Genomic DNA, 14,297 nt, shown 5'->3' with positions numbered 1-14,297 from the left:
TAGACATGAAAAGATTATTTATATATATCGTATCATTTGCAGCTCTTTTTATGAGCTCCTGTGGCAAAGATTTTTTAACGGTTCGACCTATTGACGATCTTACAGGGAATAACTACTGGCAAACACCAGACGATGTACGCATGTTTGTCCAAGGGTTATACGCTAATTTTCGTCATGCGACGATGAATCATGCTTTCTTTCCTGGTACCGGTGATTTAAGATGTGCACCTACGGTTCGGAATGCAGGATCAAATGCAGCTGGAAGCTTTATGAACCATATTTCCTACTTACGGAATAATGACTTAAATGGTTTGTTTAACCAGTATAACAATCCAAGTCGAGCATATGGTGATCGCAATGACTTTTTTGGCTTTCATAATATTCGTAACTGGAGCCGTTTTTATACGGTCATTGCAAAAGCAAACATTGCAATCTATGAAATCGAACGTTTAGAGAACGTAATTTCGGATTCAGAGAAAAAACGTTTTGTAGCAGAGGCAACGTTTATGCGTAATCTTTCTTACTTCTTCTTGGTCCGTTTATTTGGCGATGTTCCTTATTACACGGAAGCTTTCCATTCTAAATCTATCGGTCGTAGCCCGATGTTGGAGGTGTTAGAGAAGGTTTATACCGATATGCAAACGAAGTATAAAGATCTTCCTTGGACTTATGAAGATCCAACGGTTATTGGAAATAGAGCGATGCGTGGCGGAGCCTTGGCGTTAATGATGCATATCAACATGTGGTTGGCCGGTTTCTCTGATGCAGATAAAGACAAGTACTACGAGCGCGTGAACACACTCGGTAAGGAGCTTATGGAGGAAAATCAGGGTGCTTACGAATTACTGCCATTAAAAGATACCAAGCAAATCTTTAAAGGACGAACCAAAGAAGGACTCTTTGAAATTGTGCAGAACTATAACTATGGAGAGCTTTTCCATATTTCAGCAACTTATGCAGATTATGTGTTGCGTGCACCATATAAGGCATTGGTTACCGCATCATACATCCATTATGAGCCTCGTTTTATGAAAAAGATGTACCCTGAAGATGCGGTGGATGAGCGTAAAACATTTTGGTTCCAAGAAGATATCTATGCAACAAGTAACCGTTTTGTTTTCTTGAAGTATGCAAACATCTTCGTTGCAGAGGGAGAAGATGGTAACCCGGATGATAACGCTATTGTTTTTCGTTATGCTGATGCCATTTTGTTACGTGCCGAAGCTTTGGCTGAGTTGGGACGGGATCAAGAAGCACGAACCGTTGTCAAAGTGGTGCGTGATCGTGCAAAAGCGATAGAAATAGAAGATAGTGGAAAAGACCTGAAAGACGCAATCTGGTGGGAGCGTGTTCGCGAACTATTAGGGGAAGGACATTATTTCTATGATTTGGTACGTACTAAACGGATTTTAAATTCAGAGTATACTTCTAACCCAATATCCTTGGCTGCTTTTAACGAAGGGGCATGGACATGGCCTATTGATCGGGTAGCATTAGTGAACAATCCGTACATGAAGTTAAATACCTATTGGAACAATTAAGCTTTTAAATTATGAAAATTAATATAGTAAGAAATCTGTTTTTAACCAGCTTGTTGGGATTGCTTTTTGTTTCCTGTAAAAAAGATTATTTTATCGATTCAGGGATACATAAGCCAAATTATGAAGGTACCGTGCTGGACTATGTAAAAATGCGAAAGGATGTATTCGATTCTTTATACACGGTGGTGAAACTCGCGGGGCTCGAACCGGCTCTAGATCAAAATGGAGTAACTTTTTTTGCACCGGGTGATCCCTCGATTCGGAAGGCAGTATATGCTTTAAATAAAACCTTATATCAGCTTGGACGAGATACGATTTTTACATTGAATCAGGTTCATCCTTCTGTTTGGCGTGAGTTTTTATCCCTATACATTTATAATGATACCTATATGTTAAAAGATATTCCGCAGGTCGATACATTAAACCTCAATATCTATCCGGGACAAGGATTTATCTCGTACGAAGGCAAGAATATGAATCTTGGCGTTAATTATAACGATGTGGTATCAGAAATCCGAAAGGATGAATTTCAAGTGGTAAAATATGCGGGTTATCGTCAGCTATTTTTATCGTACATACGAAATACCGGTAATGTCGGCGCTTTTGGAAGTATGATAAATGCACCAGTAGCTACATCTGATCTGAAAACCCAGAATGGGGTAATTCATGCATTGGAGTATCGTCGCCATACGTTTGGTTTTGTAACCTCAAACTTTGTAAACGCGGCAATCACTAAAGGTATAATTTATAAATAGTCACGCTGATGAAACGAATTTTAAATATAAATAAGATCATTGCCCTAGTTTTAGGTGTTATCCTTTTCCACTCCTGCAAAACAGCGGTTGATGGTTTTGGTGCGGATCCCTATGCTGGTGGAAAGGAAGCGTTAGGTGTTGTTTTTGAACGTCTTAATAGACCCCTTCCGGGTGTCAGACCAAATGATGTTTTTGAAGTATCGGTAAAAGGCCTTTTAAAGTATAAAACTAATCTTGAAGTATTTATTAATGAAGAGAAGTCTGAAGTTGTTTCTTTGACGGACTCTACGTTAGAAGTACGGGTGCCGCTAGAGGTGTCTTCCGGAGGATTAAAAGTGAAGATCAATGATCAAGTGTTTTTTGGCCCCCGGGTACCGATTGAAGGGAATGTAACTTTTGATACGGATTATGGCATAAAAAATGGCTTTAATGGTTCGGTAACTCAGATTTTGCCTGGAAGTAGTGGAAATGATTTTTGGATTTTAGGAAGCTTTACAGACTTTCAGAATCAAGCTTCTGCTACAGTTTTTAGACGTAATATCCACAAAATTAACGCGATGGGCGAATCGGTCGCCACAACCGCTGGGTCTTTTTCCGTGCAAAAAGGAGCGGAAGGTATTATAAATAGTATGGTTCGACTACCTGACGGAAAATATATGGTAGCCGGGAGTATTTTTGCGATGGAAAACCTCAACAAACATCGGTATAATTTGAAAAGTATTACCCGACTGAATAGTGAAGGTAGTATTGATTCGACAGTTGTGGAACTCATCAATACAACGCCAGAAAAACCCTTGAATGCGTATGATACGCTTCCTGCCTTTAATGCCTATTTGGGCGCAACTTTTAGTTCAGGATCTGGAAATGTTACCAATCTGTTTGCTACGCCAGACTCCGGCGTTATTGCCGTTGGAAATTTTGGTGTTCATAGTTATATCGACTACAAATACTCTTCACGCGAATCGAAGCTTTCTGTTTTTACTGCCGTAAATAATATTGTTCGCCTAAAGGCTGACGGTAGGGTAGACTCTCTATTTGGCTATAATAATGTGGGGGCCAATGGTTTTATTAGTGGCGCTATTGAAACGAATGATGGTAAAATCGTCGTAATTGGATCTTTTACTTCTTTTAATGGGACAGCCCGTAACCGTATTGTAGCTTTTAACAAAAATGGAACGATTAATACGGCTTTTAATGTGGGAAGTGCGGCTAACGATGAGATCTATTCAATTACCTATAACAAAACGTTAAATATAATTGCGCTTGCCGGACGCTTTACCACCTTTAATGGGCAGGCTAAGCCTGGGGTAGTCCTTCTTAAATCAGACGGTTCTATCATTCCTGCTTTTACCCTGGGTGATGTACAACAGCGCATTGCTACGTATGCTTACGTAATGAATACGGGACAGGTGTTGGTTACGGGTGATTTTGAACGCTATGATGGCATTAAGCGATCTAAATTATTGATTCTCGAAGCCAACGGAAAGGCGTTACAGAAATACAATAATATTGGTGAGTTTGGTGGAATGATAAATCATGTTATAGAAACGACTTCAAGTCTCGGCTATCCGGCTTTGTTAATCGGGGGAAGTATTGGACTGGCCGATGGTCGTGCGGTAGGCGGGTTATTTAAGCTAGAAGTTAGAAACTAATTAAAGAATTAGATATGAAAACGATATTGAATTTTACAGGCTTTTGTAGGTTGATGTTGCTATGCGGAACACTGTTACAATTTTCCTGTAATGAAGACTTCCCAAACATTCTAAAGGAAGAGTATAATAATAAAGAGATGGGATCATCGCTGAATAAAGTGTTGGTTGTGGTCGTGGATGGTATTCGAGGAAATGCGATGACCGATATTGACCCGGAAAATATGCGTAAGATTGCACGAAACTCCTTCTATTCAAACTCTTCATTGGGGGATTTCCGACAGCAAATACCTTTTACGAAAGAGACCGGTTTAGCCAATATTTTTACAGGTGTAACTTCTGTGAAACATCAGGTGACGACAGATCTTTCTGCGCTGAATACGGAAACCTATCCTACGCTATTTGAACGTTTAAAGAACGGATACAGTGGTTTTCACGGTAAAGGATATACGACGAATGCGCAAGTAAACACACATCTTTTTAAGGATCTTGATGAGAAGGAAGTGGTGAGTACTGATGAGGAGGTTCTTGCGAAAACAAAACAAGCCATTAGTTCTGGCGATACAGAGATGGTTGTTGCCCATCTTTCTAATATCGAGAAGGTTGGAAAGAGTAATTCCTTTGAAAGTAATGATCCCGCTTACAAGCAGGCAATTATGACGTTTGATGCGCAGATGTTAGACTTAATTACTACGCTGGAAAAGAGACCGAATTATAAAACAGAAAACTGGCTTGTTGTGATCACATCTTCGGTTGGTGGTCCAATAGCATATGTTGATCCGACGGACCAAACGGTCTATACAGATAATGTTCGGAATACATTCACATACTTTTATTCGCCTAGATTTACGCGTAAATACCAGCCTCGGCCATCCACCAATACCTTGCCGTTTGTCGGGTCAGGTTTACATTTGGCCTATGGAAGCTCGGGCGTTAATGCGACGTCTGCCCAATTGAGTGATGTAAATAAAATGAATTTTGCGGCAAACCAGGATTTTACCATTACATTTTTCTTTAAACAAAACACACTTAATACCGATCATAATTACCCACCTATTTTAATGAAACGTAATAATACGGATGACGGTACAGGTTGGCAATTTATTATGGCTGGCGGTAATATTCAATTTGGTGCTTCAGGCATTAATAAGATTAATACAGCGCCTGTAAAAGATGCCAAATGGCACGCTATCACGGTATCGGTTAACCGCACAGCAAACACGGCTAGACTTTATACGGACGGCGTGTTATCGAATCAAACAACAGCAGGCACCACGAACATTACGAATACATTGCCAATGGTATGGGGAAAGAAAGCTGGGAACACGTCTAATACAGGGGATTTTGTCGTATGTAACTTACAAGTATACAACGTGGCTATGACTGATGCGCAAGTCAAGTCGTATGCTGGAATCGGTCTCGTGAAACCTGATAATTCACCGCTCTACAATAACCTCTTAGGCTATTGGCCAGCCTATCAGGATAATGGAACACGCGTCTTGCGGGATGTAACTGGAAAAGCAGGCAATATGGCGGTCGTAAATGAACTTAAATGGATGTCTTTCGATGAGTTCGTGCCTTACTTTAGACCGGATATTAATGAGAGTACCTTCCGCCTCGTGCCAAACCAGGTTGATATTCCGTTTTTTATCTATCAATGGTACGGTGTTTTGCCAAATGCCAAATGGAATTTAGATGGCATGGCCTGGACACCTCCTTACGCGGTGTTAGAGTTTTAAGCATTAAGTGTTTACTTGTTTAGTAATTAAGAAAATGAAGAAGAAATTATTATTTATCGGTGTTGCTTTATCTACGCTTATATCATGTGGTAAATATGGATATGATTTTCAAGATGGATATCAAGATGGCGACCCCACGGGTAAAGATATTGAAAAGGATATGTCCTACATTGACAAGTCTATGTTTGATAAAGCGCGTGTATATCCAGGTATGGTGGGGGCTAATGTTAGACGGATCCAAGATACAACGATTAATTTACCATTAAATTTTCGTCGGGTTTCGGCGAATGATCTAAAGGTGAGGTCTGCCCCGGGGGCAATTTTTAGTACCGGATTATACGCTCCTGCGGGAGAGAATGTACGTATTACTGTTCCTTCGGGAGTTGTGGGGTTGACCGCACAAGTAGGCGCGCATATGGATGACTTAGCAGGGAAAGAGGGGCCGCGTCGACAACAGCTTATTTATACGGTTAAAGAATTAATGCCTGGGGATAACTATATCCGAAATCCTTTCGGCGGACTACTATGGATTAAGGCTGCTTTATCACATCCGCAAGCTGTTCCGGTTAAGGTGAGTGGAGCCGTAAAAAGCCCAGACTTTATTCACGGGGTGACGAACCAAGCGGCTTGGATAAAAGAGGTTGAAATGAGTGATGTACCTTGGCTGGAGCTTCGTTCCAAACGTTCTGTTTTTGCCGTGCCGCGCTCTTTGGTCCTACAATACAAAAATGATCTACGTGTTGCAGAAGTGTTGGACCTATGGGAGGATATTTATGAGAAAGATTATTATGATTGGATGGGATTAAGTGAAAATAATGCCAATATCAAGAATAGTTATCCGGATCTTCCTGAGCGTGCAGTATTAGATATACACCCGAGTGCGGGGTATGCACATGCTTCCTCAGAAGATGGTTTTCCGTGGGTTGCACAACAGGACAAACATTGGTTTTTAATGTTCAGTAACTATAACTACGTTATGGGAACTTTTTCTCAAAACGAAGGTGCTTGGGGAACTTTCCATGAGATTGGACACAATTATCAGCAGTCACGCGCTTGGAGCTGGTCGGCGCTAGGGGAGACAACAAACAATCTATTTGTTTTTAAAGCCGCTGAGCGTTTTAACAATCCTGCGATGGCTTCTCATCCGGCACTTAAAGGGGCTTTTGAAAGAGCATTGTTGTATGCTAAAAGTTCTACGGCAAAAAACTTCAACAGCCTTTCTGAATATGACGAAGGGATACGAGCGTTCTTTCGTTTAACACCATTTTTGCAAATATTCAATAAGGTGAAAGGAAAAAACAATGAACCTGGATGGGATTTTATGACCTATGTATATACGCAAGCTCGTAATTCGAACCAATCATTTTCTCTGGATCAGGCAAAAATTGATTTCTTTTATCGTTCGCTTTGCGATTATACGGCTACGGATTATCAGCGTTTCTTTACCGCTTGGGGAATTCCGGTAAGTAGTATAGCGCGTCGGGAAATGCGCCTGAAATATCCACCGATGAATAAAGCCCTGTGGACATACGATCCATGGTCTAAGACCGGCGGAGACGCTGCAATAGGAACAAAATATGACTTAAATAATACGCTCTTTACCTATACGCCAAACGCACAAACGGCAACCAATGAAGGGGCAGCCAATACATTGAAAGCCTTAAATGATGGGGATTATAACACGTACTGGCATACCTGTTATTCGGGATGTCCAATTCCGACGTTGCCGGTGCAAATCGATGTCGATCTGAAAGGTATTGAGGCTTTTAAAGGGTTTTACTACGGAAATAGACATAATCACTCCATGTACAATAAACATGTTCGGGCATATAAGAGTAACGATGGCAAGGTGTGGACTTTGTTAGGTGATTATCCAAATCAACTTGATATTCGTGGACAACGTATCGAAATTAGTTTCGATCAAATACATGAAGCTCGGTATTTTAGACTGGAGTTCCCAAGTTATGGGGTAAATGCAAACCATGTGGCTGTCGCAGAGTTAGGGTTATTTTTTGATATTTAATAAGGAGTAAATTATGAAGATTTTTTATACAAGTGTTTTTGTTGCTCTTTTCTTATCGGTAGGGTGTACACGTTATGATAACCCACAACCATCTTTTGAGGAGTATGAGCTACCGCAAGATACGGTCATCAAAAATAAAGTTTTAGTTATTACAGTAGATGGTTTGGTTGGGGCACAACTAAAAGAATACAAACCTACGGTGATGGCAAAAATGTTGGAGAAATCTAAGTATTCTTATGCGGCTCAGTCGGATTTGGATACGAAGGATCCAGCAAGTATGGTCACCCTGTTGACAGGATATCCATCGTCTATTCACAAGGTAGTATCAGAATCATACCTACCTGTTTTTGATCCCTCAAAACCGCATGCGGAGTTGGGTGTTACACCATCGGTAATCTATCGGTTGGAAGAAAAAGATAGTAAAAATAGGACAGCTGCTATCATGCGGAATATGGCCGTGACGAATAGTTTTTTGGGAGAAGCTGATTTTAGCGCCGTAGAGACGAGTGACGAAGAAGTGAAAGCAAAAGCGGTTAATTTCTTGAAAAATAATAACACGGACTTTATGTTTGTACAACTCTCTGAAGTACAAACCGCTGGAGTAGATGGTGGTTTTTTAATCAGTAACCCAAAGTATAAAGCAGCCTTGGATAAGGCTGATGCGCAAATTGGAGAGATTAAAGCAGCACTAGAAGCACGTGCAAACTATGCGAATGAAAATTGGTTAATTGTTGTATGTTCTTCACATGGCGGTACAGCAACCGGAGATTTTGGTGGCGTTTCTATGAGTGAAATGGGGACATTCACGATGTATTATAACAAGGATTTTCTACCCGTAGAGTTAAAAGCGGATCCAATGTCTACATTTTTTGCAAATGGATATTTCCCGGGAACCTATACGCACTATGATGGAAAGGCCACACGTACGTTCAGCGAGACTGGGGTGCGTGCACAGAGCCCTGCAGGAGCTGGAAGTAATATGTTTAATCCGTCGACAACAGGTGAGATGACATTTGAATTTAAAATGAAGCTTAGAGAAGATAACTTCTGGGCCGGTTTATCTTTTGCAGGGGGATATCGGAACTACTATAACTATTTCTTAGGAAAGGATGCATCCGATGGTACGAATGCAGGTTGGCATATTCGAGGCCAAGACATGGCTTTAAGACTGCGTGTTCAGAATGGTTCTGCTACGGACGAACTGGAGTTTTCTCGTGGAACAGATGGTCTTTGGAATCACTTTACTATTGTGTTTAAAGCGATGGGAACAAAAACCTTGGCCACTGTCTATGTAAATGGTACGAGAGCAGCATCGAAGGAAGTTCCGTATGCCGTTGCTGCATTTCAAAATACAGAACCTTTAACCATAGGTTTTAATACGTCTGATACCCGAATGGCGTTCGTGAATGCAGATATGGCCGATGTTAGGGTGTGGAACAAAGCAATGGATGATAAACAGGTAGATGAGTTAGCTTGTATGAAATGGGTCGCTAATGATTATCCATTGCGAAGTAACCTTGTCGCTTATTACTCCGAGTTTAATGGAGCGACATGGAAGAATACAGCGGGTACTTCTGCCCCTGATATGACGTTATCAGGTCGCCCAGCAGTGAATGTCTTATCCAACTATAAACCTTGTAAAACGGGGGCGGAAGAAGTTTTTGTTCAAAATATAGATCTGGTCCCACAGGTGTTTTATTGGATGAATATTACCGCAAATGATAACTGGAAGTTATCTGGAAATGTGTTCTTAAAGAATTTTGAAAACGAATTTAGAAAATAAATTATGAAGGAAATTAGATTCAGCTTTGTGGCAATCGGTTTGCTCCTCTTATCTTCTTGTATAAAGGATACCTTGGTTTTTCCGGAGCAAGTTGCTAAAAACGAAGATAAAGAACCGATAGATATTATTGTAAAGCCGACCGATGTACAAATTGAGGGCGGATATGAGAAGAAATTTACATTTAAGTGGCCCGTTTTTAGTGAGAAAGTAGAAAAAGTAAAGGTCGTATATAAGGAAGGGACAGAGAATAAGGAGATTGTAGTGACAGACTTTAGCAAGAATTTGATTCTTACAACGAGTGATGTCGGAGAATTTGAATTTAAGCTAAGCAGTATCGGAAAAAGTGGTATTGAAACGTCTGCGACAAGTAAGAAAGTAAAAAATAAAGGGTTGTATATCGATGATATAATCAACTTCGTTGGCGCGAGTGCATTAGATAATAACGTCGTTCTGGAATGGAGTAACCCACTGACGAGAGGGGTAGAAATTAGTATTATACATACAACTGCGAGCGGACAGAAGACCGAGAAGATTAATAGCACAACAGAGAAAGGCAACTTTTCATTTAGTGGTAAGTATGGTGTATCTGCTGAGTTACAAATAAGGGATAGTTTGGGTAATGTGGCGAAACATACCGTAAATTATGGCTTCTCTACAACAGATCTTACTACTGCTGCACAGAAAACAGGATGGACTGCTGCGGTAAGTTCAAATCAAAGTGGCGATGGTGGTGGTGCTGCAGCTTTAATTGATGGTGCAACGGACACTTTTTGGCACTCTCCTTATAGCGGAACCGTTTTACCTTGGCCACATCACGCTACATTAACCTTAAATAAGGTTCGTGATTTAGGTGGTTTTATTCTTAATCTAAGACATAATAACGGCAGTGGGGCACCTAAAGATTTCGATTTTCAAACGAGTACCGACGGTGTTAACTTTGTTACGAAACAGTCTTTTGTAAATACAACGGTAACCAATGCCGCCGTTTTATCCTATAATTTAACGACACCTGTTGAAACGAAATATGTACGATTATTATTCAAAACCAGTGTTAATAACCTTGCTTATTTGACAATGGGTGAAATCTCTCTTAAAGAACGTTTTCTAGTGATTAAACCATAAAGAGATAGCGCATTATTGTGTTATCTTAGTCAAGAAAAGGTCGCTATTTTTAGCGGCCTTTTTTATGCTCGAATCATTTCTTGTGAACAATGTTCGCTTCCTTCTTTCCTGATCGGTACGATTCAATAATCGAAAATTTCCCTCTTATATTTGTACGCTTGCATAAAGGCTTATTCTTTATTTTATAGAATTTTTTTTGAAACTGCCTTGAAAAATCGTCGAAACAATAAAGCTTGGGTTAAAAGATAGGAATAATGTCAATTCTTTCCGGTGGTATCAAGAACACGGAAAGAGTTTCGTATTTTTGTAACCTAAGTTTTTAAGTAAAAAATATAGATGGAATTACAACTTAAACGTCCTTTGGCTTTTTTCGATTTAGAGACCACGGGGGTAAATATTTCAGTAGATCGGATTGTTGAGATCGCGATCTTAAAAGTGTTGCCAAGTGGAGAGGAGCAGGTATTAACGATGCGTATCAATCCAGAAATGCCTATACCAGCAGAGTCTTCCATGTTCCACGGTATTTATGACGAAGATGTGAAAGATCTTCCTCCTTTTAAGGAGAAAGCGGCAGAGATTGCTGCTTTTATTGGAGATGCTGATTTAGCAGGATATAATTCCAATAAATTTGATATCCCGATGCTTATGGAAGAATTCATCCGCGCGCGCGTTGAGTTTTCTTTGACCGGTAGAGCTTTTGTAGATGTACAAAATATTTTCCATCAAATGGAACAGCGGACGCTAAAAGCGGCGTATCGATTCTATTGTAATGAGAACTTAGATAATGCGCATACGGCAGAAGCTGATGTTCGTGCGACATATGAAGTGTTGAAGGCACAGCTGACAAAATACGAAGGAGTGGCTTATGAAGACAAGCACGGAAATGTTACAACCCCAGTTGTAAATGATGTGGAAGCTTTGCATAAATTTACCAACTTAAGTAATCCGGTTGATTTTGCCGGCCGTCTAGTCTTTGATGCTGACGGTGATGCAACAATTAATTTTGGTAAACATAAAGGGAAGAAGGTTACCCATGTGTTTGAAGTGGAACCTAGCTATTACGCTTGGATGCAGAATGGAGACTTCCCGTTGTATACGAAAAAAGTATTGGAACAGTTGTGGAACGAACACCGTAGCCAGAAAAGGGATGCGCAACAGCAAGAGCGTGCGGCGGTGAACAAAGTAAAAGTACAACAAACGAAAGTAAGTGAACCGGCAAAGCCTATTACATCAGATATGCTAAAGAACTTACAGGGTAAATTTGGAAAATAACAATTATAAAAATAAAATGACTAATCAGGCAGAAATGGAGCACTTACAGTGCGTTATTATTGGTTCAGGACCGGCAGGATATACGGCTGCAATTTACGCAGCACGTGCAGATCTGAAACCGGTGGTATACACAGGGATTGTTCCCGGAGGTCAGTTGACACAAACCACAGAAGTAGATAATTTCCCTGGATATCCACAAGGTATTACAGGACCAATTATGATGGAAGACCTGAAAGCGCAAGCAGAGCGCTTTGGTACGGATGTTCGTTTTGGATATGCGACGAAAGTAGAGTTTTCAAAAGATGGCGGTACGCATAAAGTAGAGATTGATGGTACGAAATGGGTGAGTGCAGAAACGGTTATTATCGCAACTGGAGCAACTGCAAAATGGTTGGGTTTACCGTCTGAAGAGAAGTATAATGGTTTTGGTGTTTCGGCTTGTGCGGTATGTGATGGTTTCTTTTTCAAAGGACAAGATGTAGCGATCGTAGGGGCAGGTGATACAGCAGCAGAAGAAGCAACTTATTTAGCTAAATTGTGTAGAAAAGTTTACATGGTGGTACGTAAGGATGAATTTAAAGCATCTAAAGCGATGGTACACCGTGTTCAAAATACAGCGAACATTGAAGTACTTTTCAATACCGAGACCGAAGAGATCTTAGGTGGTGAACAAGGGGTGAATGCCGTACGCGTCGTGAATAACCAAACAAAGGAAACACGCGTATTGGATGTTACAGGTTTCTTCGTTGCTATTGGGCATAAGCCGAATACGGAGTTGTTCCAAGGCGTATTGGATATGGATGAAACAGGTTACTTGGTTACAAAATCTGACAGTACGGCTACGAATATTCCAGGTGTTTTTGCATGTGGTGACGTACAAGATCATATCTATCGTCAGGCTATTACAGCTGCTGGAACGGGATGTATGGCTGCACTGGAGGCGGAACGCTACTTAGCAGCTAAAGAAAGTGGCGAATAAGTAAAACTTTGGGCTGGTTTTATCCAGCTATCTTGATACTGAAAAGGAGTTCCTGCAAATCGAAGGAACTCCTTTTTTTTTTGCTATCGCTTGGAACGCATCGGCTTTAGGCCTAAGTTGGTCAGCATTTGCTTATCCTCTGACACGCCTGGATTAGGTGTTACCAGTAATGTTTCCCGTTCACCCGTAAAAATAGAGTTTGCTCCAGCCATAAAGCACCACGCTTGTTCGGTCTCCGTCATCTCGATACGGCCAGCGCTTAGGCGGACCATAGAGGCGGGCATCGCAATCCGAGCTGTTGCCACCATGCGCACCATTTCCCATATGTCTATTTTCGGATTATTCTCCAATGGCGTTCCTTTTACCCGCGCTAAAGCGTTGATAGGAACCGACTCCGGATGCGTTTCCATATTGGCCAACGTCAGCAACATAGACATCCGATCTTCTGCAGTTTCGCCCAAACCAATAATTCCGCCCGAACAAACGGTCATCCCCGCTTTTCGGACATGCTTTATCGTATCGAGTCGATGATCAAAAGAACGCGTAGATATGATCTCTTTGTAATATTCTTCGGACGTGTCGAGGTTATGATTATAGGCATGGACACCCGCTTCATGCAGGCGTTGTGCCTGTTGCTCGGTTAGCATACCCAGGGTACAACAAACCTCCATGCCGAGATTATTTACACCTTTTACCATATCGATAATACGATCAAAATCTCGGTTGTCTCGTACCTCACGCCAGGCCGCAGCCATGCAGAATCGCGAAGAGCCTGCATCTTTTGCTTTTTGTGCATGTGCAAGCACGGTTTCCGTCGGTAGGAGGGCTTGGACATTGATGTCGGTATGGTAGCGTGCCGCTTGCCCACAATACGAACAATCCTCCGGACAACCGCCCGTCTTCACGGAGAGTAAGGTTGATATTTGTATTTCATCTGCTTTGTGCCAAGTACGGTGTATAGTAGCCGCTTCATATATGAGATCCAATAACGGACGTTCGTAAATTGCTAATAGTTCGGGTTTTGTCCAGTCGTGGCGTAATGTTCCTGTATTATTCATGTTCTTTGTTGTTTTGCTGTAGATCGTTTCAAGTTACTTCAGTTGTCTTGGTCAGTATTTCTGTCGATAAAAGTAATGTGGAAGTCCGAACAGGAATAAGCTGTCGTTTCCTGTAGGAATCTATTGTTTTGAAGGAAGGGATTTACGGGAATAAGCCTGTGCTTAACCTTTCGTATTGTGGTGTTTTATTTTTTGCAACAACTGCCAATGTATCTTTCATACCTTTGCTTTTGACAAAAGTATTAAGCCTTCCGGAGGGTTTAATGATCCAGTTTGTATATAGGAGGTAGCCCGGTTTAGTGTTGGGGTTCCTTAACGAGGAATGCTGTGTTGGAGTAAACTTAAGGGGTATAATACGTGCGTATTGGAAGAGATG

General features: G+C 41.1%; 10 protein-coding genes. 9 read left to right on the top strand and 1 reads right to left on the bottom strand.

Annotated elements, in window-relative coordinates:
• Nucleotides 1-5 precede the first annotated feature (5 nt).
• The 9 genes from B9Y69_RS18475 to trxB all read left to right on the top strand — a co-directional run bounded on the left by B9Y69_RS18475 (nucleotide 6) and on the right by trxB (nucleotide 12,863).
• Nucleotides 6-1,541, top strand: a complete 1,536-nt coding sequence (locus B9Y69_RS18475) for a RagB/SusD family nutrient uptake outer membrane protein (protein ID WP_085474480.1) — start codon at nucleotides 6-8, stop codon at nucleotides 1,539-1,541.
• A gap of 11 nt (nucleotides 1,542-1,552) precedes the next feature.
• Nucleotides 1,553-2,296, top strand: a complete 744-nt coding sequence (locus B9Y69_RS18470; protein ID WP_085474479.1) for a fasciclin domain-containing protein — start codon at nucleotides 1,553-1,555, stop codon at nucleotides 2,294-2,296.
• A gap of 8 nt (nucleotides 2,297-2,304) precedes the next feature.
• Entirely contained in the window at nucleotides 2,305-3,948 is a 1,644-nt protein-coding gene (locus B9Y69_RS18465) for a DUF5008 domain-containing protein (protein WP_085474478.1), read from the top strand.
• Between the two features lie 14 nt (nucleotides 3,949-3,962).
• Nucleotides 3,963-5,684 carry a LamG-like jellyroll fold domain-containing protein gene (locus tag B9Y69_RS18460; protein ID WP_085474477.1) on the top strand — a complete coding sequence of 574 codons (1,722 nt, stop codon included), beginning with the start codon at nucleotides 3,963-3,965 and terminating at the stop codon, nucleotides 5,682-5,684.
• Between the two features lie 34 nt (nucleotides 5,685-5,718).
• On the top strand, nucleotides 5,719-7,707 hold the full coding sequence (locus B9Y69_RS18455) for a M60 family metallopeptidase (RefSeq protein ID WP_085474476.1): 1,989 nt from the start codon (nucleotides 5,719-5,721) through the stop codon (nucleotides 7,705-7,707).
• Nucleotides 7,708-7,720: 13 nt separating this feature from the next.
• A complete protein-coding gene (locus tag B9Y69_RS18450; RefSeq protein WP_085474475.1) occupies nucleotides 7,721-9,490 on the top strand; it encodes a LamG-like jellyroll fold domain-containing protein in 1,770 nt (589 codons plus the stop codon).
• Nucleotides 9,491-9,493: 3 nt separating this feature from the next.
• On the top strand, nucleotides 9,494-10,612 hold the full coding sequence (locus tag B9Y69_RS18445) for a discoidin domain-containing protein (protein WP_085474474.1): 1,119 nt from the start codon (nucleotides 9,494-9,496) through the stop codon (nucleotides 10,610-10,612).
• Between the two features lie 336 nt (nucleotides 10,613-10,948).
• The gene (locus B9Y69_RS18440) at nucleotides 10,949-11,884 is read left to right on the top strand and encodes a 3'-5' exonuclease (protein WP_085474473.1); all 936 of its coding nucleotides are present in this window, start codon (nucleotides 10,949-10,951) and stop codon (nucleotides 11,882-11,884) included.
• 16 nt (nucleotides 11,885-11,900) lie between these two features.
• A complete protein-coding gene (trxB, locus tag B9Y69_RS18435; protein WP_085474472.1) occupies nucleotides 11,901-12,863 on the top strand; it encodes a thioredoxin-disulfide reductase in 963 nt (320 codons plus the stop codon).
• 83 nt (nucleotides 12,864-12,946) lie between these two features.
• Here the strand turns inward: trxB and bioB are convergent, their stop codons facing one another.
• Nucleotides 12,947-13,921: a biotin synthase BioB gene (gene bioB / locus B9Y69_RS18430; protein ID WP_085474471.1), complete on the bottom strand. Its 975-nt coding sequence runs from the start codon at nucleotides 13,919-13,921 to the stop codon at nucleotides 12,947-12,949.
• Between the last annotated feature and the right edge of the window lie 376 nt (nucleotides 13,922-14,297).

The organism is Sphingobacterium psychroaquaticum (genome assembly GCF_900177625.1).
Taxonomy (GTDB): Bacteria; Bacteroidota; Bacteroidia; order Sphingobacteriales; family Sphingobacteriaceae; genus Sphingobacterium; species Sphingobacterium psychroaquaticum.
Note: the sequence above shows the minus strand (reverse complement) of the source record. Positions and strands in the feature narration are given on the sequence as shown.

Excerpts from the sequence above, each read along its gene's own strand:
- B9Y69_RS18475 (WP_085474480.1), top strand. The coding sequence starts at position 6 with ATGAAAAGATTATTTATATATATCGTATCATTTGCAGCTCTTTTTATG.
- B9Y69_RS18470 (WP_085474479.1), top strand. The coding sequence starts at position 1,553 with ATGAAAATTAATATAGTAAGAAATCTGTTTTTAACCAGCTTGTTGGGA.
- B9Y69_RS18465 (WP_085474478.1), top strand. The coding sequence starts at position 2,305 with ATGAAACGAATTTTAAATATAAATAAGATCATTGCCCTAGTTTTAGGT.
- B9Y69_RS18460 (WP_085474477.1), top strand. The coding sequence starts at position 3,963 with ATGAAAACGATATTGAATTTTACAGGCTTTTGTAGGTTGATGTTGCTA.
- B9Y69_RS18455 (WP_085474476.1), top strand. The coding sequence starts at position 5,719 with ATGAAGAAGAAATTATTATTTATCGGTGTTGCTTTATCTACGCTTATA.
- B9Y69_RS18450 (WP_085474475.1), top strand. The coding sequence starts at position 7,721 with ATGAAGATTTTTTATACAAGTGTTTTTGTTGCTCTTTTCTTATCGGTA.
- B9Y69_RS18445 (WP_085474474.1), top strand. The coding sequence starts at position 9,494 with ATGAAGGAAATTAGATTCAGCTTTGTGGCAATCGGTTTGCTCCTCTTA.
- B9Y69_RS18440 (WP_085474473.1), top strand. The coding sequence starts at position 10,949 with ATGGAATTACAACTTAAACGTCCTTTGGCTTTTTTCGATTTAGAGACC.
- trxB (WP_085474472.1), top strand. The coding sequence starts at position 11,901 with ATGACTAATCAGGCAGAAATGGAGCACTTACAGTGCGTTATTATTGGT.
- bioB (WP_085474471.1), bottom strand. The coding sequence starts at position 13,921 with ATGAATAATACAGGAACATTACGCCACGACTGGACAAAACCCGAACTA.